Raw genomic sequence first — 24005 nt, 5'->3', positions numbered from 1 at the left:
TTCCGCGCCCGGTCGCGCGTCCAAAGGAACACGGCGAACGACGATGAAGATTGGAATTACCTGTTATCCCACTTACGGCGGCAGTGGCGTGGTGGCCACGGAGCTCGGCATCGAGCTCGCCTCGAACGGACACGAAGTCCACTTCATCACCTATTCACAGCCCTTCCGCCTCACAGGTCGCGAACACGGCATCTTTTACCATGAGGTTCCGGTTTCGAATTATCCGCTCTTCGAGTACCCTCCCTACGATCTCGCCCTCGCAACGCGCATGTCTGAGGTCGCGGCCTACTACAAGCTCGACCTGTTGCACGTGCACTACGCAATTCCGCATTCCATCTCGGCATACCTGGCGCGTCAGATGCTTGCCGAACGCAATCGACGCCTGCCATTCGTCACCACGCTGCACGGCACGGACATCACCCTCGTTGGCCTCGATCATTCTTACCTGCCGATTACCAGCTTCGGCATCGATCAGAGCGACGGCGTCACCGCCATCTCGAGTTATCTGCGCGAGCAGACGCTGCAGCAGTTCAAGGTGAAGGGTGAAATTGAAGTCATCCCAAACTTCGTCAACTGCGATGTCTACACGCCGCTCAGTGCCGAGGTGCGCGAGGCTGGACGCGCCCAGTTCGCGGAGCCTGGCGAGAAGATCCTCGTCCATCTCTCGAACTTCCGCCCTGTAAAGCGCGCAGTCGACGTAATAAAGGTCTTTGCCGAAGTGGTAAAACAAGTCCCCGCAAAACTGCTGATGGTCGGTGATGGTCCGGACCGTTCACAGGCAGAATGGCTGGCACGCCGTGAGGGCATCCAGGATCGCATTCACTTCATGGGCAAACAGGCCAGCGTCAACGATCTCCTGCCTCTCGCCGATCTCATGGTCATGCCGAGCGAAATGGAGTCTTTCGGACTTGCTGCGCTTGAAGCCATGGCCTGCCGCGTGCCAACGATCGCAACTGCTGTGGGCGGAGTGCCTGAACTCGTACAAGACGGCGAAAACGGCCGGCTCTTCGCTGTAGGTGACATCGATGGCATGGCAAAAGCTGCCATCGACCTGCTGAGTGATGACACAAAGCATGCTGCGATGGCTGCCGTCGCTCGTAAAACGGCGCAGCAGCGTTACTGCGCGACGAAAATTATTCCTCTGTACGAGAGATACTACGAGCGTGTCGTAGAGCGGGCCGCCGGCGTCACGATCTGAGTCTCAAACCCCTCGCCCGCCACCGGAACGATCACGGTCACCTTTGTGCCTCGGCCCGGCCTGCTCGTTATGTCGAAGAGAGCGCCCCCGCCATACAGCACCTCCAGCCGCTCACGCACATTCTTCATGCCGATGCCGCTCCCACGCAGCACTCCGCTTGAGTGGGAACGGCCCGGCGCGATGCCGACGCCGTCATCTTCCACTTCGATGATCATGCGGTCCCCTTCAAGGCGGCTGCGCAGTGTAATCGTTCCTCCGCCGATACGTGGCTCCAACCCATGCTTGATGCTGTTCTCTACCAGCGGCTGCAACAGCATGCTCGGCACCGGGTAGTCCAGTGTCCGCGTGTCGATCTCTTTCACCACCTTCAGCTTGTCTGCGCCGAATCGAACGACCTCGATGCCCAGATAATCCTCGGTGAAGCTCAGCTCCTCCCGCAGGAGGATGTAAGAGTCGTGGTCCCTCAGAAGTGCACGCAGGATATTCGCCAGTTTTACGATCAGTTCCCGGGCTTGTTCAGGCCGGAAACGAACGAGCGACGCGATCGAGTTCAATGTATTGAAGAGAAAGTGCGGATTGATCTGCCTCTGCAGCGCGTCGAGGCGTGCTTCGAGCACCAGCCGCTTCTGCTCTTCGAGTGAGCGCTCGGTGCGAATTGCATTCCATACCTTCAGCGGAATGCCCACCACGACTGGAGCCACAAACCAGATCGCCAGCCGTGCTCCCCATGACGGAGGATGGAGTGAGAACAGCCACCGTGGATAGGCCCGGGCTATCCATTCACGGCCGACTTCCATGCCGATGATCAGCAGCATCAGCAAAATCTGCGGGTCGAAACGCGGCCGGCGCAGGTTGCGCCGGATCCAGCGATAGATGCTCAGATCGACAAATGGAGAAAATGACCAGACCTCGTCCTCATCCACGAACTTGCCAAAGAGTCCGGCCGTAAGACCCACAGCAAGATTGAACGGCAGCGCGAGGTACTCATGGTGCAGCAACGCTGGAAGCGCCAGAAAGGCGCCGCCCAGCAGCGCCGCTAGTGGACCCAGGAGAATCCCCAGCAGTACCGTTGTCTCGAATGAGATATCTGCTGCAAGGAAATTCGGGACGGTGAAGCGCATCCAGACACCGAGCCCGAGAGGAATGCAGACAAACGCCAGCAGGCCGAGGAGCTGCGCCGTTCGGCGGCGGCTTGTAAAGAGGAGATTCTGGAAGCTACGGGAGCGGGCAAGTGCGCTCGAAACGGCAGCTGCAACGCCGAGCTTCACCAGCAACGTAATAAAAATGAGCCGCGAATCGGTCACATCTCTACTCTAACGCCGCGCTGGCCGCCTCGCCTCTGCATCGAAGCGCCGGAAGCCGCATCTATAATGTAACTATGCCTTTGCAGAACGTTAGAAAGGTTGCGGACGCCGATTTCCCTTCCCGCTGGGGGCACTTCCGCATCCTCGGATTTGAAGGAGATGTCGTATCTCCTGAACCATGCAGGGAAGGTACGACCGCCCCGGCGTTGCGCGTTGAAGGTGCCGTGGCGCTGGTTATGGGCGACATTCATGCAGCTCCGCCGATCGTCCGCATCCACTCGCAGTGCTTGACAGGTGACGTGTTTCACTCCCTGCGCTGTGACTGCCGCCAGCAGCTGGAGCTTGCGCTCTCGAAGATTGTCGAAGAAGGCACCGGGATCCTGCTCTATGAACAGCAGGAGGGCCGCGGCATCGGGCTGATGGCCAAGCTCAAGGCGTATGAGCTCCAGGATCAGGGTCTGGACACGATCGAGGCGAACCTCGAACTCGGCTTCAAGGCGGATTGCCGTGAATTCGAGCTTCCCGGGGAAGTCCTCAAAAAGCTGGGAATTCACGCCGTCCGGTTGATTACGAATAACCCAGAAAAGGTCGCCGCGCTGGAGTCAGCCGGCATCCGGGTCGTGGAACGTATCTCGGCGGAAATCGAGCCGGAAAAGACGTTTGAGCGTTATTTGCAGGTCAAGCGGGACAAGATGGGACACCTCATCGACCCGCAGCCGGTGAAGTAGCCGGCAAGCAACCAAAACGATTACGAATACCGCCCTGCCCTGAACCCTTTAGCTTTCCTGCGGAGGATTCGGGGCAGGGTTTTCTGCTGGTGCAGGGATGGTGCTTTCTGAGCGAGGCGCCGCTGCAATCCCGCCGATCTGTATCAGCTGAGGAGCAACAGGCTCGGCTGGCCCCATGGCTGCTTCGTGCTGACGGCGAGCGATCGCATCCAGGTCGACCGGAAAACCACCCGGTACAACCACAGGCTGCGCATACAGATGCTTCAGATCTCCAGTTGCCACGGTCACCACGACCAGCAACGCCAGCAATACCAGCACGCAGATCGCGCTGCCTTCCGGACCGTAGTCAGCGCCCGTTAGCCAGGCGGGGCCGAAGGTGTTGCTTAGGATCACCGGCGAGAAGTTCGTAAGCCCGCTGATCGGCAACCCGAAGAGAATGCCCATCGAGATATTCCATCCCAGATGGAATCCCCAGCCCACCCACAGAGCGCGCGTGCGGAGCCACGCGACCGAGAGAAGGCATCCAGCGAGGAAAGTAACAAAGGTGCTGGCCGCAGTCGATCCCGGATTGCCGAGATGGATCAGCGCGAATACCACAGAAAGCAGCAGCGTGGCCGGTACCGGCCCGATCGCTTCGATCAGCCTTTGGAACGGATAGCCGCGGAAGGCCACTTCTTCGGCCAGCGCGGCAATGGCAAGGATCGCCACATCCAGCACCAGCAGCGGGAGCTGCGCCCACCCCGTGAAGAAGGTCACGATCAGGCCGCCGGAGAGCGCAACCGGCAACACACAGGCCACCATGCCGCCCCAGCCGATAGCCGCGCCCAGCCCGACCTCACGCTGCCAGCCACTGCGCCGGGCAAGCCCCATCAGCTTGATCGGCGTCCGCTGCTTCTGTCCTACGTACGCCATACCGGCATAACCGGCGATCAGCAGGATAAGCAGCACCGCACGGTTGATCAGCTCCAGCCATACGCCCGAACCGAGCCCCAGCGCAATGCGAACCGCTACGTCGCGCGCAACATAGAAGTAGCATGCGCCAATGAGAAACCACAGAAATGCGCGGAAGCGCGAGCGCTGGTTCATATCGTCACCTGACGATGGAACATGCGCCCGGGAACATACTTCGTCTGCCAGGAGATGAAAACAAGCTGCATCAGGCGGTATAGAACTGCGCGATGTTGCGGAATTTTTCGTAACGCCGCTTCAGCAGCTCGTCGGTCGAAAACGACCTCAGCTCGTTTAGATGCCAACGCAGTTTCTCCGCCAGCAGTTCCGCCGCCACCGCAGGATCTTCATGAGCGCCGTTACCTGGCTCGGGAACGATATCGTCCACGCAGCCAAGCTCCTTCACATCCTTCGCCATGACACGCATCGCTTCGGCAGCCTTGTCGCGCTTGCTGGCATCGCGCCACATAATAGCAGCGCAGCCCTCAGGCGGAATCACCGAATAGATTGCATTCTCGAGGATAAGTACGCGATCCGCGACCGCGAGAGCGAGTGCTCCGCCCGATCCACCTTCGCCAGTCACCACCGAGATCGTCGGCACCTTCAGGCGCGCCATCTCGAGCAGATTCCGGGCAATCGCTTCACCCTGACCGCGCTCTTCTGCTTCCACGCCAGGATAGGCCGCAGGCACATCCACGATCAGCAGAATCGGGCGTCTGAACTTCTCCGCGATCTTCATGCACCGGAGAGCCTTCCGGTAGCCTTCCGGATTCGGCATCCCGAAGCGGCGCGCCATCTTTTCCTTGGTAGCGCGGCCTTTGCGCGTTCCAATGACCATCACTTCTTCGCCATCGAAGCGGGCGAAGCCGCAGGTCATTGCCGGATCATCGCCGAAGAGACGATCGCCGTGAATCTCGCTGAAATCCGTAAAGATCGCGTCGATGAAGTCCATGAGGTTAGGACGCTGCGGATGCCTCGCCAACTCTGTCTTGGTCCATGCAGCAGGGACGGTTTCAACGCCGGGGGTGGAATGCGGTGCAGTGCCTTGAGCGTGATCAGTCATAGAAACATGTGCGCCGGTGACAGACCACTTCCCTGCACCGCGTCGCTCTCCCGATTGTAAGGATGCCGGCGGTGCAATACAAACCCGTCGGCATCGTTGGCCTGCTACTTCCGAGCCTGTTAGTCCAGAATCTGCACCACGCCCCGTCCCAGCAGCGCTTCCGTACGATCGATAAACCCACGATCCGCGCCGATGGCAAAGCCCTCCGGCTCCATGATGACGCAGTATTCACCCTTCTTTTCGAGGCTCAGCATCAGCTTGCCGGGCCCTGGCGCACCCTCCAGCAAAGCTTTCAGCTCCTCGAGCGTGGCCTCGCTGGCTTTATCCAACGGCACCTTCAGGCGGATATTCAAGGGTAGCTTGACCTTCACATCCTCAAGCGGCTGAATCGAGGAGATCGCGATCTTCGGCGCTGCGTCCTCTTCCGCGCGGATATTGCCCTTGAGCAGCACCGGCACCTCGATCTTCAGGCTCTCCGCAAGGCGGGCATAGTCTTTCGGGAAGCAAATGATATCGATCTTGCCGACCGTATCCTCGAGAGAAGCCGCGGCGTAGAGTTCGCCCGACCGCTTCGACTTCGCCACCTTCAGTCCGACGATGACGCCGGCCACCGCCACATCCGGCTCCTGCGGCTGTCCGCGCCTCGGGGGGGCTGAAGACTGCTTCATTTCGAGCGCAGTCGCCGTATCGACCACTCCCGGCACATTGCGCAGCTTCTCCGCGTACTTGTCCAGCGGATGGCCCGAGACAAAGAAGCCGAGCACTTCCTTCTCTGATTGCAAACGCAGATTCTCATCCCAGTCTGCGACATTCGGGAGGGGATCTTCGGTGGCCGCCGTCGCCGGATGATCGTCGAAGATGCCGAAGAGCCCATGCTGGCCTGAAGCCAGATCACGCTGTGACTTCTGCGCACGCTCGATCGCCTTATCCGTAGCCGCGATCAGCTGCGAACGCCGCCCCAGCGAATCGAGAGCTCCAGCCTTGATGAGCGATTCGAGCACACGCTTGTTGATAAGACGGAGATCGATCTTCTCGCAGAACTCCCAGTAGGACGTGAAGCTCTTGCCCTTCTCTGTAAGCTCGTTGCGCGCGACGAGGATCGAATCGATCGCGTTACGTCCGACGTTCTTGATGGCCGTGAGCCCGAAGCGGATGGCATTACCATGCGGCGTGAAGTCTGCATCGGAAAAGAGCACGTCCGGCGGTTCCACCGGAATCTCCATTTCACGGCATTCCTTGATGTACTTCACCACGTTTTCCGGCTTCGAGATTTCCGACGTTAGCAGCGCCGCCATGAACTCCACCGGGAAATGCGTCTTGAGATACGCCGTCTGGTATGCAAGCAGCGCATATGCCGCCGAGTGCGACTTGTTGAAGCCGTATCCTGCAAACTGCTCCATCAGGTCGAAGATGCGAACGACCTTGTCCTTCGGAAAGCCCTTCTCCAGCGCACCCGATGTGAAGCGGTCACGCTGCTTCGCCATCTCTGCAGGATCCTTCTTACCCATCGCGCGGCGCAGCAGGTCGGCTTCGCCCAGCGAGTATCCGGCGAGCACGTTCGCGATCTGCATGACTTGTTCCTGGTAGACGATGACGCCCAGCGTCTCCCTGAGGATGGTCTCGAGCGGAGGCAATTCGTACTCGACCTTGCGCCGTCCCCACTTGCGCTCGATGAAGTCATCGATCATGCCGCCCTGGATCGGGCCAGGACGATAAAGCGCGTTGAGAGCGGTGAGATCCTCCACCGAAGTTGGCTTATAGCGGCGCAGTACATCGCGCATGCCACCCGATTCAAACTGGAAGACACCGGAAGTCAGCGCGCGGTGGTACACCTTCTCGTACGTCTCCTGGTCGTCGAGCGGAATCGTCTCGAGATCCAGCACCACATCGCGATTCTTCTTGATGAGCTTCAGGCAATCGTGAATGACCGTCAGCGTCGTGAGCCCGAGGAAGTCCATCTTCAACAGGCCCATCTTCTCGACCGCTTTCATATCATAGGCGGTCACGATTTCATCGTTCTTGCTGCGCGTTACCGGCACCAGGTCGGCGAGCGGACGCGGCGCAATCACCACGCCGGCAGCGTGAACGCCTGCACCACGCACCAGGCCCTCCAGTTTGAGCGCCGTATCGATCAGTTCGCGAATCTGCGGATTCCCGTCATAGGCTTCCTGCAGCGGCGGTGAATCCTTGAGTGCCTGCTCAATGGTCACGCCGATCGTCGCTGGAATCAGCTTCGCGATGCGGTCCACATCGCCGTAAGGCATATCGAGCGCGCGGCCGACGTCCTTGATCGAAGCCTTGGCCGCCATCGTGTTGAACGTGATGATCTGCGCTACCTGCTCACGACCGTATTTGCGCGTTACGTACTCGATCACTTCGCCGCGCCGGTTCATATCGAAGTCGATATCGATATCGGGCATCGACACACGTTCCGGGTTCAGGAAGCGCTCGAAGAGCAGCTCATTCTGGATCGGATCGACGTTGGTGATCTCCATCACGTAACCGACCAGCGATCCGGCGGCCGAGCCACGGCCCGGTCCCACGGGGATATCGTGCTCGCGCGCATAGCGGATAAAGTCCCAGACGATCAGGAAGTAGCCCGGGAACTTCATCTGCTTGATGATGGAGATCTCGCGTTCCAGGCGCGCCTGGTAAGCATCGATCGGATGCCGCAGCAGGCCCTTATCCTGCAGGTGGCGGATCGACGTATCCAACCGCTTGCGGAAGCCTTCACGGCACACTTCTTCGAAATAACTATCGATCGTGTGACCAGCCGGAACCGCAAACTCCGGGAAGGGATTGTCGACCTTGCTCAGCTTGAGATTGCAGCGCTCGGCGAACTGCATCGTCCGGCTCACGACTTCCGGAGCATGCGAGAAGACCTTCTCCATCTCCGCAGCCGTCTTGACGAAGAACTGATCGGAGTCGAACTTGAAACGCTTCGGGTCGTGGATCGATCCAGCAGTCTGCACACACAGCAGCACCTCATGCGCGTGCGAGTCGTCTTCGCAGAGATAGTGGCTGTCGTTCGTCGCCACCAGCGGGATGTTCAGCTCTTTCTCGAGGCGGAAGAGATCGGCATGGATCTTCTTTTCAAGCTCCAGCCCTTGATCCTGGATCTCCAGGAAGAAGTTGCCCTTGCCAAAGATGTCCTGGTACTGGCTGGCTGTCGCACGCGCGGCATTATAGTTCCCTGCCAGCAGATTTTCCGAAAGCTCGCCCGAGAGGCAACCGGAGAAACCGATCAGGCCACTCGCATGCTCGGCCAGATATTTCTTGCTGATACGCGGCTTGCGATAGAAGCCGTGCAGCGAAGCCTCGGAGGTGATGCGTACCAGATTGCGGTAGCCCTCTTCGTTTTCGGCCAGCACCAGCAGATGGTTGTACTCATCTCCCTGAGGATCGGCACGATGATCCTCCTTCTTGCAGACGTAGAGCTCGCAGCCGAGGATCGGCTTGATGCCGCGCTTCTTCGCGGCTTCAAAAAAATGTACCGCTCCGTAAATGTTGCCGTGATCCGTGATCGCGACGGCCTTCTGTCCGATGTCGGCAACGCGGTTCACCAGCTTGTCGACGTCGCAAGCGCCATCGAGGAGGGAGTAATCGGTGTGGATGTGCAGGTGCGTAAATTCAGCCATGATACTTCCTCGATTCTATTCCTCATGGCCAGCCGCGTTCTCATATCGGCCACGAATGGCGGCTGAGGAAAATCGGGTACGAAACTCAGCCGATCACGAACGCAAGGCGTTTTCGTCCCCGCTCTGCCCGTCGGCCGGAAGCCAGAGGGTAAACACCGCGCCTCCGCCCTGCCGGTTACCCATCGTCACCCCGCCGCCATGCGCGATCATGATGGCCTTTACGATCGCCAGGCCCATACCCGTGCCCGAGGTGCCCGGCTTCTGGTTCTTTCCACGGAAAAACTTGTCGAAGATGTAGGGCTGGTCTGACTCATCGATGCCCGGCCCTTGATCTTCCAGGCGGACGACCAGCCGATAGTCCTCGATCTTCGCGGATATCCTCAGCGGAGCCGTCTCGGGCGAATAGCGCGCTGCGTTTTCGATCAGGTGCCTTAACACTCGCCGCACCAGCTCACGATCCAGTTCGATCTGCGGTAAGTCATCCGGGATATCGACCGTTACAGCGCGGCTGCCCAGCAGCGCTCGCGCCTCCTCGAGGGCCAGTTGCACCAGTTCGCCGATCTTCTCGGGCTTCGTCTTCACCTGGATGCTCTGCGCGTCGAGCTGCGCCATCTCGACGGCGCGTCCGATCAGCATGTCCAGCCGCGCGGATTCTTCTTCGATGACGGCGTACATATCCGTCCGCGCCTCGGCATCAAGAGATGGATGGCTACTCAAGGTCGACGCCGCCGCGCGAATGGAAGTCAGCGGCGTACGCAGGTCATGTGTGACTGAATCCAGCAGCGCGGATCGGAGCCGTTCACTCTCTTTTGCGGCTTCCACGTGCGTGCTCTGCTCGATCGTGACCGCTCGCTCCAGAGCAATCGCCACCAGCGCGCCAATTGCCTCCAACTGAGCGCCCGAAGCGCTACCGCCTGAAACCACCATCGCCCCCACGGAGCGCATGCCGAACATCAAAGGCACGACCTGCGCGCTGTCCAACGTCCGGGCGCCCGTGTCCAGCGCTATCGCTGCCTTGCGCAGCTCTTCGGGCGAAATCAGTTCCGATTTCGGATCGGAATAATGCACCGCATCGTGATCCCGAACATAAAGTCCCACAGCGCCGAAGCCGAAGGTGCTCACTGCAATCGAAGGCGTTTGCCGCGCCACCGAGCGCAGATCGTCCTGCAGCATGAGCTGTTGGCTGAATGCATAAAGCTGTTCCACCTCGCGCCGGCGCGATTCGGAGATGCGCGTCTGCCGTCGTGCTGTATCCGAGAGGTGGCTCACAAGCACACCCACGGATAAAAACGCAGCCAGCGCGATCCAGTTCTGAGGATCGTGGATAGTAAAGGTCCCGACCGGCGGCAGGAAAAAGAAGTTATAGAGCAGCGCACAGAGTATGGAGAGGTAGATCGAGTGCACGATCCGGAAGCGCGATGCGGTGAGCAGGACCAGCACCAGGAAGGTCAGTGCAGCGGTGGTCTGGTTGATCTCCGCAATGTAGCGATAGACAAGCGCCACGGCCACCGCCGCCGCGGTGATGCCTAGAAATGAAATGAGTTCACGGCGTGCGCTCTGTCGATCCATACTCGCGTCGATGATACAGTCAGGAACGATGGGCCCCAAGAGGCGCCCGATCTACCCATGGCAGAACGAGTTCTTGTCGTCGACGATGAAACGCAGATCACCCGCGTGCTGCGCACCGCGCTCTCCGCTCAGGGCTATGATGTCCGCACCGCGAACGACCCGGAGGAGGCACTCCATCTCTTCGGGGAATGGTCCCCGGATCTCATCATCACCGATCTGATGATGCCCGGCATGACCGGCGTCGAGCTTTGTCGCGCCGTCCGCACCCGTAGCAAAGTACCTATCCTTGTGCTTTCCGTTCGCGAGCAGGAGCGCTCGAAGATCGAAGCGCTCGACGCTGGAGCGGACGACTACGTTACCAAGCCATTCAGCATTCAGGAGCTGATGGCCCGCGTTCGTGCCCACCTGCGCCGCGCCCCCGAGCGCGTCACCGATGCCCCCATCAGCGTGGGCGACTTTGTTGTCGACGTAGCCGCCCATGCTGTCACCGTCGGCGGGCGTTCCGTCCACCTCACTCCCAAGGAATTCGATCTCCTTCTGCTTTTCGCCCGCAGCGCTGGCAAGGTGTTGACACACCGTGCGTTGCTCACCGCGGTGTGGGGGGCGCAGTCCGCTCAGCAGCCGGAATACCTTCGAGTCTTTGTAGGCCAACTGCGTAAGAAACTTCAAGGCGATAGCGGCAAGGAGTACATCCAGACCGAGCCCTGGGTCGGCTACCGCTTTCTTCCGGACGGCGGGGCGGAATAGCCCTTATGACTTCCTTATAAATCCCTTACGAGGGACTTAGCGGGCCGCATGTTTACTGAATCTCAGTCGATGAGATCAGTATGCAAACCCTACGTCACGTTCTGAAGATTTCATCGCTGCTTGCGGCCTTTTGTCTGGTTCCATTTCTCAGCGCGCAAGAAGCAGCGTCGCCGCAAACACAGCAAGCACCGGCAGGTGCCACCGAAGTCCAGCAGCTTCGCGAGACGGTAAAGCTCCTCGAGCAGCGCGTTGCCGCTCTCGAAGCAGAGATGGGACATCAGGCCCATACCGATTCCCCCGCTGCCACGGCAGAAGCAAACAACCTCAACGCCGCTACGAAAGAAATCTCTTCTCCTCCGCCGGCAACTACACCTGCGCCCGCACAGCCGTCTGCAGCCGCAGCTTCGATTCTGCCGACGCAGCTGCCCGGGGGCGCTACGCTCGGCTATGACCTCGACGGTTATTACGAATACGACTTCAATCACCCGATCGGCCGCGTCGAATATCTTCGCGCCTACGATGTCCTGAGCAACGCTTTCAGTCTGAACCAGGCTGGCGTCGTCTTCGATCTTGATCCCGATGTCACCAACGGCCGCCGCTACGGCGCGCGCCTTGATCTCCAGTTCGGCCAGGCCACGGAGACACTGCAGGGCAATCCCGCCAACGAGCCCCGCCCGGAAATCTATCGCAATCTCTTTCAGGCCTACGGCACGTATGTTGCGCCCATCGGCTCCGGACTCACCGTCGACTTCGGCAAGTGGGCCAGCTCACTCGGCGTAGAGGGCAATTACACCAAGGATCAGATGAACTACACACGGTCCTTCTTCTTCTACTACCTGCCCTTTTATCACATGGGAGTCCGCGCCTCGTACAAGTTAAACAACTGGCTCACAGCGAACTACTGGGTCGTGAACGGCACCAATCAGACCGAGCCAACCAACTCTTTCAAAGACGAGCTCTTCGGCTTCAACATACAACCGACGAAGAGCGTCTCCTGGACCATCAACTACTACCTCGGCCAGGATCATGCCGACGTCACCTCGTCGACCGGATGCACGACGCCGACGCAACCCGGGCTTTGCTTCACACCGATCGATCCCGCGCCGGATGGAAAGCTGCATATCTTTGACAGCTACGCTACCTGGACCGCTAGCCCGCGCCTCACATTCTCGGGCGAGGGCGACTACGTGATCGAACGCGAATGGGCTAACGCCGCGCCGGGCGAATCTTCCGCGCCCTCGCACGTAATCGGCGGCGCTGCCTATGCGCATTTCCAATGGACCCCGCGCACCGCACTCGCCGCACGCTCGGAGTACTTATCCGATCGCGGCGGCCTCTTCAGTGGCACCACGCAGGCACTCAAGGAAGTGACCGGAACTTACGAATACAAGCTTGCTGACAATATGCTGGCACGTTTCGAGTATCGCCGTGACTGGACGAACGTGCCCTTCTTCCTCACCAACAAAACAGGCCTGCTCTCCGATCACCAGACGACCGCTACCCTCGGTCTTGTGTGGTGGTACGGAGGTCGGCAAGGCGCCTGGTAACCCGCCCGCATCACGCAAGGAGCAATTGTGCTGGATCTACTCATGCTCATCTTCACCGCGGCCTTCTTTGCCGCAGCCCTGCTCTACATCGCCGCCTGCGAGCGGTTGAGGTAAGCCTCGAGGTCAATTATGGAAATCACGACCCTGATCGTTGTTCTTCTCACAGTCGCACTGCTGGTCTATCTGGTCTTTGCGCTGCTATCTCCGGAGAAATTCTGAAATGACCGCGAATGGATGGCTGCAGATTCTTCTGCTGCTGGCTGTAGTTGTCGTACTGATGCGCCCGCTCGGCCTCTATATAGCTGCCGTGTTTGAGGGCCGTAAGACTTTCCTCGATCCCGTAATCCGGCCAATCGAAGGACTTGTATACCGCCTCTGCGGTGTGAAACGCGATGAGGAAATGAACTGGCGCCAGTACGGCACAGCGATGCTGCTCTTCAGCTTTGTCTCGATGCTGCTCACCTATGCCATCGAGCGCCTGCAGCACATGCTCCCCTGGAACCCGCAGGGGCTGCCAGGAGTCGAGCAGGCGCTTGCATGGAATACCGCCAGCTCTTTCACCACAAATACCAACTGGCAGTCTTATGTGCCTGAAGCCACCATGAGTTACTTCACCCAGATGGTGGGCCTGGCATATCACAACTTTCTCAGCGGAGCCGTCGGCATCGCCGTCGCAATCGCGCTGCTGCGCGGCATCGCCCGCAAGCAGTCCGCTACCATCGGCAATTTCTGGGTGGACACGACGCGTGGCGTTCTCTATATCCTGCTACCGATCTGCCTCGTCCTCGCGCCTGTGCTGATCGGCCAGGGCGTGGTGCAGAACCTGCATCCCTACACCACCGCGCAAACGCTGGAACATGGAACGCAAACCATCGCGCAGGGTCCGATTGCCTCGCAGGAAGCTATCAAGATGCTCGGCACCAACGGCGGCGGCTTCCTGAATGCGAACAGTGCCCATCCCTTCGAGAACCCCACGCCCTTCAGCAACTTTCTCGAAATTCTTGCCATGTTTCTTATCCCCGCTGCGCTCACCGTCACCCTCGGGCGCATGGCAGGTTCAGCCGGACACGGCTGGGCGGTATTCTCCTGCATGCTGCTGCTTTGGTTTGTCGGCGTTTTCTGCATCTATGCAGCCGAATCGCAGCCTCATCCGTTGCTCCATGGCGTTAATCAGCAGCACACTGCTCTCCAGGATGGCGGCAATCAGGAAGGCAAAGAGATCCGCTTCGGTCAGGCCGGCACCGCGCTCTTTGCCGGAACCACAACAGACATCAGCTGCGGCGCTGTAAATGGCATGCACGATTCCTTCACGCCACTCGGTGGTCTCGTGGTGCTGGCCAACATCATGCTAGGCGAGATCGTCTTCGGCGGCGTGGGCTCCGGCCTCTACGGCATGCTGATCTACGTGGTGCTGGCCGTCTTCATCGCCGGCCTCATGGTCGGTCGCACACCGGAATACCTCGGAAAGAAGATCGAAGCCTTTGACGTGAAGATGGCCATGCTTTACGTGCTCATCTTCCCGCTGGTGATTCTCGTCTTCACCGCAATTTCTGTGCTCGCGCCGCAGATGGGCCTTTCGAGCCTCAACAACGCAGGCCCACATGGGCTGACGGAAATCCTTTATGCCTTCACGTCGGCCGCCGGGAACAACGGCTCGGCCTTCGCCGGACTCAGCGCGAACACGCACTGGTACAACATCACCCTCGGCTTCACGATGCTCGCAGGCCGCTTCCTGATGATGGTGCCGATGCTCGCGCTTGCCGGTAATCTCGCGCAGAAGCGGAGCATTCCGCCTTCGCCTGGAACCTTCCCGGTGAATTCGGCACTCTTCACGGTGCTGCTGACCGGCGTCATCCTCATCGTCGGCGCGCTCACCTTCTTCCCTGCGCTCTCGCTCGGTCCCATCCTCGAGCACCTGCTGTTGAAGCAGGGAGTCCTTTTCTAAACAACGTCGGAGAGATCGAAAAATGGCAGAAAAGCAGAGTCTCTGGAATCCGGCGATCTTTGGGCAGGCGGCCCTTGGTGCAATCACCAAGCTCGATCCGCGCACCATGCTCAAGAACCCGGTCATGTTTGTCGTCGAGGTAGGCAGCGTTCTCACCAGCGCGCTGCTCATTCAGGACATCGTCCTGCACCGGCCCATCAGCTTCAACCTTCAGATCACACTTTGGCTGTGGTTCACCGTCCTCTTTGCGAACTTTGCCGAAGCCATGGCCGAGGGCCGCGGCAAGGCCCAGGCCGATACGCTGCGCAAAGCCAAAGGCGAAACCATCGCGTATCGCTATAAGCAGGACGGATCACTGGAAGCTGCTTCCAGTTCCACCCTTCGCTCCGGTGACGTCATCAAGGTCGAAGCCGGCCAGTTCATTGCCGGTGACGGCGAGGTCATCGAAGGCGTCGCCTCGGTGGACGAGTCGGCCATTACCGGCGAGTCCGCGCCTGTCATCCGCGAGGCCGGCGGCGATCGCTCAGCCGTCACCGGCGGCACGCGCGTCCTCTCCGACTGGGTGAAGATTCGCATCACCTCAAACCCCGGCGAAACCTTTCTCGATCGCATGATTGCACTCGTCGAAGGAGCATCGCGGCAGAAGACCCCGAACGAGATCGCGCTCAGCATCCTGCTCGCCGGACTCACCATCATCTTCCTGCTCGCTGTAGCCACGCTGCAGCCCTTCGCCATCTACGCGCACGCGCCGCAGACTATCTTCGTGCTCGTCTCGCTGCTCGTCTGCCTCATACCCACGACCATCGGCGGGCTGCTCTCAGCCATCGGCATCGCGGGCATGGATCGCCTCGTGCAATACAACGTTCTCGCGATGAGCGGCCGCGCTGTAGAAGCCGCAGGCGACGTAAATACCCTGCTGCTCGACAAAACCGGCACCATCACACTCGGCAACCGCCAGGCTACCGAGTTCTTCCCCGCGCCGGACATCAGCACCGAGCGCCTGGCCGACGCCGCGCAACTCGCGTCGTTCTCCGATGAGACACCCGAAGGTCGTTCCATCGTCGTGCTCGCCAAGGAGAAGTACAACCTCCGCGGCCGCGACCTCACCAACATGCGCGTCGAATTCGTTCCCTTCAGCGCGCAGACCCGTATGTCCGGCGTCGATCTGCCTGGCACGATGATCCGCAAAGGCTCAGCCGATGCGATCGCCCGGTTCCTCGAGCAGCAGGGCTCCAGCCTGCCGCGCAAGGTCAGCGATAAGGTCGAAGAGATCGCCCGTATGGGAGGCACACCGCTCGTCGTGGCCGAGAACACCACGGCGCTCGGGGTCGTCTACCTCAAAGACATCGTGAAAGGCGGCCTCAAGGATCGCCTCGCCCGTCTGCGCGCCATGGGCATCCGTACCATCATGATTACCGGCGACAATCCCCTCACCGCCGCAGTCATCGCGCGCGAAGCCGGCGTCGACGATTTCCTTGCCGAGGCCAAGCCGAAAGACAAGATGGACCTCATCAAGCGCGAGCAGGCCAAGGGGAAGCTCGTCGCCATGACCGGGGACGGCACCAACGATGCGCCTGCGCTCGCTCAGGCTGATGTAGGCGTGGCCATGAACTCCGGTACGCAGGCAGCGAAAGAAGCTGGCAACATGGTCGATCTCGACTCGAACCCGACCAAATTGATCGAGATCGTCGAGATTGGCAAGCAGCTTCTTATGACGCGCGGCGCGCTGACGACGTTCTCGATTGCCAACGACGTGGCAAAATACTTCGCCATCATCCCAGCAATGTTCGCAGGCGCCTTCCCGGTACTGAACGCATTGAACATCATGCACCTGGCCACGCCGCATTCGGCCATTCTTTCCGCCGTGATATTTAACGCGTTAATCATCATCGGCCTCATCCCTCTCGCCCTCAAGGGCGTCAAGTATGAGCCGAAGTCGGCTGCTGCACTGCTGCGCCGCAACCTGCTCATTTATGGTGTGGGCGGCGTCATCGTTCCCTTCATCGGTATCAAGGCCATCGACGTGGTGATCACCGCACTGCATTTGGCCTAACCCAAAGCCTGGACAAACAGAGATACAGGACCCAATTCGATGACCACGCAACTCAAGATCGCAATCCGCTTCACCCTCGTCACCACCGCGCTGCTCGGCATTCTTTATCCGCTCGCCGTTACCGCCTTCGCCCATCTGACCATGCCTGCGAAGGCCAACGGCGAGCTCCTCCAGCACGACGGCAGGATCCTCGGCTCTGAGCTTCTCGGGCAGAGCTTTGCCAGCGACCGCTACTTCCATGGCCGCCCCTCGGCAGCGGGCAACGGATATGACGCTGCCAATTCCAGTGGCTCCAACTATGCACAATCGAGCAAGAAACTCGTCGACCGTATCTCGGGAGACGTAGCCACTTACCAGAAAGCGAATCCCAGCCAGGCGGTGCCGATCGATCTCGTCACCGCATCCGGTTCGGGCCTCGATCCTGACATCAGCCCAGCGGCAGCTCTCTACCAGGTGCATACGGTCGCCACAGCACGCCATCTCTCGGACGAAGCTGTCCGGCAGATCGTCGAAGCCCACATTACCGGACGCCAGTTCGGCATCCTCGGCGAGCCACGTGTCAACGTGCTGGCCCTGAACCTCGCTCTCGACGCGCAGTCGAAGTAGGAGGTCTTCGGTTGTCAGAGCGGAGCTGCCCCAGAACGGCTCCGCTCTGACGTGCAGCTCTTACTCTTGCGGCACATCTCCCTTGTAAACGACGGGTAATCCTCCGGTTTCCAGCCTTGCTGGTTATAATCGCATCTGCATTGCTGCTCCCCTGCCGTTCTTTTTCCCGGAGTCCGCGTATGACAGAGCTTCCATCTACCCCGCTCACCCTGATCGATGGCGCCCGCGAAGTGCAGCTCTTCGTCACCCGGAGCCCATTCACTGTGGGCCGTATGCCGGGGAGCGACCTGCTGCTGGAACACGAATACATCTCACGGCGCCACGCCGAGATTCAGTTCGAAGCTGGAAACTTCATCCTCGTGGACCGCGGAAGCCGCCACGGAACCTTTGTAAATGGCCGGAAGGTACAGCGGCATAAGCTTGAGCTGAATGACGCCATTCATTTCGGCACCACGGACGGTCCACTGCTGCGCTTCGGCGTCCGCGGCCATGTCTCCGGGTCCACGATGCGGTCGCTCATCAATCAGCTCCATCCAGCGAACGAGCCCAACACCGCAATCGAAAAGCTCAGCTGGTTTCTCGAAGCAGCGCGCAAGCTAAACGATGTCGGAGCTGTCGACCAGATTCTGTCCGCGCTCGTCGAAACGACCCTCGAGCTCACCCGCATCGAGCGTGGCTTTGTACTTCTGCCCGACGCGGAGACAAAATCCTTAAAAATTGCCGTGGGCCGCGCCAGCGACGGCTCTGCCCTCAGCGACGAAGTCACGATCTCGCATAGCGCCATCCAGCAGGCCATTCAGGGGGACGGGCAGTTCATCGTCACCGATACGCTGAGCGCCGAAACCGGAGCGCCTTCTGACAGCATCATCGCCCAGAATATTCGCACTATCATCTGCATCCCGCTCCGCAGCCGCAGGATCAATGCAGAAACGCAGCGCGGTGACGTCCTCGGCATTCTCTATCTCGACAACCGGCTTAACCCCGGCAGGCTGACCAAGGTCGACAACGACCTGCTCAAGACCATCGCAACGGAAGCCGCGGCTCTGATGGAGAACGCGCAGCTTGCCATCGAGGAAGAACACGCCCGCCGCTATCGCGAAGAGCTGAACATTGCGGCCAGTATCCAGCAGGACCTGATGGCCGTACAGCCCCCACGCACCGAATATGCTCGGATCGAGGCGCGTTTTGCTCCCTGCAAGGAGATCGGGGGCGACTTTTATGACGCCGTGGAAGGCGACGGCTGTGTTTACGTTGTCATTGCCGACGTCTCCGGCAAAGGTGTCTCAGCAGCGCTGCTGGCGCAGACGCTGCAAGGCATGGTCTACGCGCAGCTTGCCGCCGATCAGCCACTCGCGCAGATCGCTCGCGCTCTCAACCGCTACATCTGCGTCAAGGACATCAGCAAGTACGCCACCATCGTCATCGTTCGCCTCGAGAACAATGGCCGCCTCACCTACGTGAACTGCGGTCACGTGCATCCGCTGCTCAAGACAGGTGAGGCGGTCCGTGAACTCTCACAGTCAAACCTGCCCGTGGGAATGATCGAGAACGCCGACTTCCAGCAGCATGAGGCGCAGCTCGAGCCTGGCACACGCCTGCTGCTCGTCACCGACGGCGTTACGGAAGCGGTCGACGAATGCGACGGCTTCTTCGGCAACAGCCGCCTGGAAACGGCCTTCAGTCAAAGCCAGCAGCTGCAGGATATCTTCGCGAGCCTTTCGACCTTCTGCGGCGCAGCCTCATCCGCCGACGACTGCACGCTGGTTGAGGTCACCTATCTCGGAAACCCTGCTTCAGCATAAGCATCGCTGCTCTATTCCTCACGCAGTACCTCGAGCGGCTTCTGCCCGAGAATTCTGAAGCTAGCGATCCATCCGGTCACCACTGCTAACACGGCAGTGCATGCCACCGCGACCGCGCTGCCGCCCCACACAAAGTGGAACGCCACATCCATGCGATGCAGCAGAATGCGCGCCAGCAGGTTCGCAAACAACGCTCCCACCAATCCTGCAAGCAGTCCGAGCACAACAAACTCCACGCTGAACACCTGCGCGATCCGGCCACGGCGAGCGCCGAGCGTCTTGAGGACGACAACCTCGCGGATCCTGCGAAAGCGTGTGCTCGCCACGCTGGAAGCGAGGATGATCGCGCCAGACAGGATCGAAAAGCCTGCAAGGAAGCGGATCACCATCGTGATGTGATCGACCACTCCCTGGATCGTCTCGAAGATGTCTGCAAGATTCACCACCGTTACCGTCGGATAGGCGGTGAACAGCGTTCGCTCCAGCGCAGGAATCTGACCGGGCGCAATGTGAACCGCTCCATACCAGGTCGCAGGTACATCCTTCAGCAAGCCGGGCGCAAGGATGAACTCGCTACGTGCGAACGCATGCTCGCCGTCCACTTTGTAGATGGCAGCAACCGTCGTAGCGATTTCCTTATCGTCGGCCGAAAAGACAACCTTTGACCCAAGATGAAGCTGTAGGCGGCGCGCAACATTATCCACCACGGCGAGAGACGGCTCCTGATCGCTCGCCCACCAGTGGCCTTCGCTGATCTTCGTGCCGCGAGGCTCCGCGCTGGCCCAGGTAATCGCCGCTGAGCGCAGCAGGCGCTTCGCATAGTTCTTCACCCGCAGTTGCTCTACATCCACACCATCAATACTCAGGATGCGGGAAGAAATCACCGGGATTGTCTCCAGCCTGCCTTGCACGCCCGGCTGTTTCTCCAGCAGCGTGCGCACGCCGTCCACTTCGTCCTTTGCAATATCGACGAGGAACACGTTCGGCGTGTCGGGTGCCGCAGCGCTGTGCATCTCCTGCACCACTGCACGCTGCATCAGGAAGACCGCGGAGATCAGCATCACTCCCGTACCCAGCGCCGCAAGCACAGCCGCCGACTGATTCCCCGGCCGATAGAGATTCGCGAGCCCATGCCGAAGCGCAGAGGGAAGATGCAGCCTTGTGCGGCTGAGAAACCATCGCAGAATGCGCAGGAGGAGGAATGCTGCAACCAGCGTCGTGAAGAGCACGGCAGAGAGGCAGGCGGCGAAGACTACACCGCTCTGCCATGAATCGGACAGGACGCCGGCAATCGCAGCCAGCCCCGCAACGATGATCGCAATTGCTGCCCACTGTAGCCATCGATCCCGGAAGAAATTACGGCGGCGATCCCCCTGTGCCGCTTCCACCTGCCGCCTCAGGACGGCAATCGGCCGCACGTGCCGGACATCGAGTAGCGGAGGTAGGCAGAACAACAGCGTCGTCAACACCCCAGTCGCCAGAGCCGCGCCCACCGGGCGTACGGCCAGCGCCAATGGTGGCCGCAGCGGCAACAAGGCGCCGAAGAGTGTTGGCAGCGTCATCTCGACAGCGAAGCCGAAGACAACACCGAGCAAGCCACCGGCAAGACCGAGGAAGACCGTTTGCAGCAGATAGATACGGAGGATGTCCGACGAGCGCGCGCCGATCGCCTTCATGATGGCGAGGACTTCCATACGCTGCTGCAGATGCGCGCGCATGGCCATCGCCACACCGATCGCACCCAGCACCATCGCCACCAGGCAGATGAGGCTCAGCAGGCCGGTCGCACGATCGAGACCATTCGTAATCTCCGGGCTGGTCTCGCGAAAGTCGGAAATCTGCGCATCCGGCAAAATGCGCTCCAGCTGCGGACGCAGCGTGGCAATGCTTTCCCCTTTGCCCGGCAGCTTAAAGAGATAGCGTTCCGTCGCGCGACTGCCTTCGCCGAGCAGGCCACTCAACTCCATCGCGTGGCGGGTAATCATCACCCGCGGGCCTAATCCCACACCGGCTGACATGCGATCCGGTTCGCGCAAAATCACGGCAGAAATCCGCAGATAGCGGTTGCCGATCTTCAACTGGTCGCCTACTTTCGCATGCAGGCGCACCAGCAGATTGTCATCCACCAGTGCCGTGTCATCGCCAAGAGCCTGGCGCAGCGGCTGTGATGGATTCAGCACCACCGTTCCATAGAACGGATATTCATTCGGATCGACAGCCTTCAGCGAGACCAGCAGTGGCACCGGATCGCCATGGACTGAAGCCATCGAAACCGTTTCCGTAACCTCGGTCCGCTCCACGCCTTTGCTCGCCAGAGCGTCCAGCTCCTGCGACTCGCGCTGCGTCGGCAGTCGAAACATGCGTGCCGATAGGTCAGCGGCCATAATGCTGCGCGCATCGCCCAGGAGTGCCTTCTGGAAAGACTGGCTGAAACCGCGCACGCCCGTCAGCGATGCGACTCCGACAGCCACGGACAGCAGCACAAAGAGGAACTTCGCACGCGAGGCGCGCAGTTCTCGCCAGGCAATCCGTGCTGCGCTTCCCCAGGGCAGGGCAGGCTTCGCGGCATCGCTCATAGCACCGGCTCCGCAGCCAGCACATCAGAAACCACGAGCCCGTCGCGCAGATGAATTTGCCGGTCGGCGCGCGCAGCCACCTGGGGATCGTGCGTTACCATCACCAGCGTGGTTTGCGAGGCTCTCTGCCGCCCGGTCAGCAGTTCCAGCACGTGCTGGCCATTCACGGAATCCAGGTTGCCGGTCGGCTCATCCGCGAGCACGATAGGCGGCTCCAGCATAAAGGCCCTGGCCAGCGCGACGCGCTGCTGTTCCCCGCCCGAAAGCTGGATCGGATAATGTTGCAGACGGTCGGCGAGACCCACCGCGGTCAGCAGCTGCGTTGCCTTCGCGCGTCCATCGCCACGAGCATTCAGCTCATGCGGCAGCAGCACGTTCTCGAGCGCCGTGAGCGTAGGAATCAGCTGGTAGGACTGAAAGACGAATCCAATCTTGCTTCCTCGCACCAAGGCCAGGCGGTCTTCATCGAGTCCGCCGATGGCTACGCCATCCAGCAGCACATCGCCTTCGGTCGGGGAGTCCAGTCCGGCTAATAGCCCCAGCAGGGTGCTCTTGCCTGAGCCCGAAGCTCCCATGATCGCGACGAACTGCCCCTGCGGAATCAGCAGATCGATGCCGCGAAGAATATCCACCGTGCGCGCGCCGTTGCGAATCGACTTCCTCAAGCCACGAACTTCGATCATCCCGGTCCCCGTCCTTCTTCAGGCTACAATGCTCGCGTGAAGCTGTTTTCTCTGGTACTCGCCGCTGCTTTCTTTTTCGTCCATCCCGCAACGCAGGCGGCCACGCACGAAAATCCGCCTGTCATTGCCTGCTTTGGGGACAGCCTCACCGCAGGGCACGGCGCCGAAGCCGGCCACGCTTACCCAGACTACCTGCAGCAACTGCTCGACACACGGGGATATCACTACCACGTCATCAACAAAGGCATCAGCGGCGATACGACGAAAGACGGATTGGCCCGCGTAAAAGACGTGCTCGCTGCGCATCCTGCCATTGTCGTCGTCGAGTTCGGCGGCAATGACGGATTGCGCGGCCTGCCCATCACGGCAACTCGCGCCAATCTTGATCAGATGATTGCTGCGCTCAAGGGCGCAGGCGTGAAGGTCGTGCTGGCAGGCATCACTCTGCCGCCCGATTACGGCCAGGATTACATCCACGACTTCAATCAGACCTATCAGCTCGCCGCGCAGAAATACAGCATCCCACTGCTGCCCTTCCTCTACGCGCACGTCTACACCGTGCCCGGTACCATCCAGCCCGACGGCATCCATGCTACGGCGAAGGGCAATCAGCTTGTCGCCGAGAATATCTACGGCCTGCTCAAGCCTCTGCTCAGAAAATAGCCAGTCGGCTAAGCCAGCACCACCGTCGGATGAAACAGTGTCCCCGCGATGCGCCTCGCGACTCCCGCAAGCTCACGTTGCCCGCTGAAGACCTTCACCAGCGGGGCCTGCGTGAACTCGGGCAGATTTACCTGCATGCCGTTGCGCATGCGGCCGATTGTCTCCATGTCCGCCGTCACGCTCGGGATCTCCGGCAGCAGTGTGCGCGGATGCGGCAGCTGCATCGCAAGCTCGCCGGCACGCCCCAGCGATTCGATCTCATCGAGCGGCAACGCCTGTTCGATGTGGAATGGCCCGGAGGCCACGCGCCGTAGGCTCGAGAGATGAGCGCCTGTCCCCAATGCCTGCCCCAGCTCATGCGCGACCGAACGCACATAGCCGCCGGCCGATATCTTCATGCGAAATGCAGCCGTGTCGCCTTCAAACTCGGTGATGGCAAATTCGTCGATACGCACGCGTGCCGTCTTCAGCTGTGGCGTGCCACCCTCGCGCACAATCTGATAGGCGGGCTTGCCGCCGATCTTCTTCGCGGAAACAGGGGGCGGCAGCTGATCCATCTCCCCCGAGAAACGCGAGGCCGCTGCCAGGACTTCGTTGAGTCCGAATGTTACCGGCACCGGCTCGGAGTTTGCCTGCCCTTCGGCATCGTAGGTGTCCGTTGAGAATCCGAAACGGATAGTGCCGGTGTAGCTCTTCGCATGAGCGCCATAAAACTGCGCCAGACGCGTGTACTTACCCAGCAGCAGCGGCAGAACGCCGGTGGCCATGGGATCGAGGGTTCCAAGGTGCCCGATGGACTTTTCGCCAGTGGCGCGGCGCACCCGCGCCACCACATCGTGCGAAGTCATCCCACCGGGCTTATCGATGATTAACAGACCGTTCACTTACCCATGATAAGTGCCCGGCCCGTGGAGAAACCATTCTCGAGAAGCTGC

At 60.2% G+C, this 24005-nt stretch carries 18 protein-coding genes; 10 read left to right on the top strand and 8 right to left on the bottom strand.

Annotated features, from left to right (window positions below):
• The first annotated feature begins 43 nt into the window (after window positions 1-43).
• A complete protein-coding gene (bshA, locus tag QM649_RS04545; RefSeq protein WP_415197828.1) occupies window positions 44-1198 on the top strand; it encodes an N-acetyl-alpha-D-glucosaminyl L-malate synthase BshA in 1155 nt (384 codons plus the stop codon).
• Here bshA and QM649_RS04540 read toward each other — a convergent pair.
• Window positions 1156-2502 (bottom strand): sensor histidine kinase, encoded by a 1347-nt coding sequence (locus QM649_RS04540; protein ID WP_415197827.1) that lies wholly within the window; start codon window positions 2500-2502, stop codon window positions 1156-1158. The genes bshA and QM649_RS04540 overlap by 43 nt on opposite strands.
• Before the next feature lie 74 nt (window positions 2503-2576).
• Here QM649_RS04540 and ribA point away from each other — a divergent pair, with 74 nt between their 5' ends.
• Complete coding sequence (gene ribA, locus QM649_RS04535; RefSeq protein WP_415197826.1) at window positions 2577-3230, top strand: GTP cyclohydrolase II; 654 nt, start codon at window positions 2577-2579, stop codon at window positions 3228-3230.
• Between the two features lie 48 nt (window positions 3231-3278).
• On the opposite strand, the gene QM649_RS04530 is transcribed toward ribA, so the two are convergent.
• The 4 genes from QM649_RS04530 to QM649_RS04515 form a co-directional block, all read right to left on the bottom strand.
• A complete protein-coding gene (locus QM649_RS04530) occupies window positions 3279-4316 on the bottom strand; it encodes a lysostaphin resistance A-like protein (RefSeq protein ID WP_415197825.1) in 1038 nt (345 codons plus the stop codon).
• Between the two features lie 70 nt (window positions 4317-4386).
• A complete protein-coding gene (locus QM649_RS04525; protein ID WP_415197824.1) occupies window positions 4387-5241 on the bottom strand; it encodes an acetyl-CoA carboxylase carboxyltransferase subunit alpha in 855 nt (284 codons plus the stop codon).
• A gap of 119 nt (window positions 5242-5360) precedes the next feature.
• The gene (dnaE, locus tag QM649_RS04520) at window positions 5361-8879 is read right to left on the bottom strand and encodes a DNA polymerase III subunit alpha (RefSeq protein WP_415197823.1); all 3519 of its coding nucleotides are present in this window, start codon (window positions 8877-8879) and stop codon (window positions 5361-5363) included.
• A 93-nt stretch (window positions 8880-8972) separates the two neighbouring features.
• A complete protein-coding gene (locus QM649_RS04515) occupies window positions 8973-10448 on the bottom strand; it encodes a DUF4118 domain-containing protein (protein WP_415197822.1) in 1476 nt (491 codons plus the stop codon).
• 57 nt (window positions 10449-10505) lie between these two features.
• Between QM649_RS04515 and QM649_RS04510 the strand changes: the two genes are divergently transcribed.
• The 7 genes from QM649_RS04510 to QM649_RS04480 all read left to right on the top strand — a co-directional run bounded on the left by QM649_RS04510 (window position 10506) and on the right by QM649_RS04480 (window position 19148).
• Entirely contained in the window at window positions 10506-11195 is a 690-nt protein-coding gene (locus tag QM649_RS04510; protein WP_415197821.1) for a response regulator transcription factor, read from the top strand.
• A gap of 80 nt (window positions 11196-11275) precedes the next feature.
• Window positions 11276-12742 (top strand): outer membrane beta-barrel protein, encoded by a 1467-nt coding sequence (locus tag QM649_RS04505; RefSeq protein ID WP_415197820.1) that lies wholly within the window; start codon window positions 11276-11278, stop codon window positions 12740-12742.
• Window positions 12743-12871: 129 nt separating this feature from the next.
• Complete coding sequence (gene kdpF / locus QM649_RS04500) at window positions 12872-12961, top strand: K(+)-transporting ATPase subunit F (protein ID WP_415197819.1); 90 nt, start codon at window positions 12872-12874, stop codon at window positions 12959-12961.
• Window position 12962: 1 nt separating this feature from the next.
• Window positions 12963-14687, top strand: a complete 1725-nt coding sequence (gene kdpA, locus QM649_RS04495) for a potassium-transporting ATPase subunit KdpA (protein WP_415197818.1) — start codon at window positions 12963-12965, stop codon at window positions 14685-14687.
• Window positions 14688-14709: 22 nt separating this feature from the next.
• A complete protein-coding gene (kdpB, locus tag QM649_RS04490; protein ID WP_415197817.1) occupies window positions 14710-16740 on the top strand; it encodes a potassium-transporting ATPase subunit KdpB in 2031 nt (676 codons plus the stop codon).
• A gap of 39 nt (window positions 16741-16779) precedes the next feature.
• A complete protein-coding gene (gene kdpC / locus QM649_RS04485) occupies window positions 16780-17346 on the top strand; it encodes a potassium-transporting ATPase subunit KdpC (protein WP_415197816.1) in 567 nt (188 codons plus the stop codon).
• 179 nt (window positions 17347-17525) lie between these two features.
• Window positions 17526-19148 (top strand): SpoIIE family protein phosphatase, encoded by a 1623-nt coding sequence (locus QM649_RS04480; RefSeq protein ID WP_415197815.1) that lies wholly within the window; start codon window positions 17526-17528, stop codon window positions 19146-19148.
• An 11-nt stretch (window positions 19149-19159) separates the two neighbouring features.
• Here QM649_RS04480 and QM649_RS04475 read toward each other — a convergent pair whose 3' ends face one another.
• The gene (locus QM649_RS04475) at window positions 19160-21724 is read right to left on the bottom strand and encodes an ABC transporter permease (RefSeq protein WP_415197814.1); all 2565 of its coding nucleotides are present in this window, start codon (window positions 21722-21724) and stop codon (window positions 19160-19162) included.
• Window positions 21721-22407 (bottom strand): ABC transporter ATP-binding protein, encoded by a 687-nt coding sequence (locus QM649_RS04470; protein ID WP_415197813.1) that lies wholly within the window; start codon window positions 22405-22407, stop codon window positions 21721-21723. The genes QM649_RS04475 and QM649_RS04470 overlap by 4 nt, the downstream gene beginning before the upstream one ends.
• Before the next feature lie 36 nt (window positions 22408-22443).
• Here QM649_RS04470 and QM649_RS04465 point away from each other — a divergent pair, with 36 nt between their 5' ends.
• Window positions 22444-23070, top strand: a complete 627-nt coding sequence (locus QM649_RS04465; protein WP_415197812.1) for an arylesterase — start codon at window positions 22444-22446, stop codon at window positions 23068-23070.
• Window positions 23071-23078: 8 nt separating this feature from the next.
• Here QM649_RS04465 and truB read toward each other — a convergent pair whose 3' ends face one another.
• Window positions 23079-23954, bottom strand: coding sequence for a tRNA pseudouridine(55) synthase TruB (gene truB, locus QM649_RS04460; RefSeq protein WP_415197811.1), 876 nt, complete (start codon window positions 23952-23954; stop codon window positions 23079-23081).
• Between the last annotated feature and the right edge of the window lie 51 nt (window positions 23955-24005).

The sequence above is a fragment of the Silvibacterium sp. genome (genome assembly GCF_047605705.1).
Taxonomy (GTDB): Bacteria; Acidobacteriota; Terriglobia; order Terriglobales; family Acidobacteriaceae; genus Silvibacterium.
The sequence above is the reverse complement of the archived record's forward strand: the minus strand, read 5'-3'. Positions and strand labels throughout refer to the sequence as shown.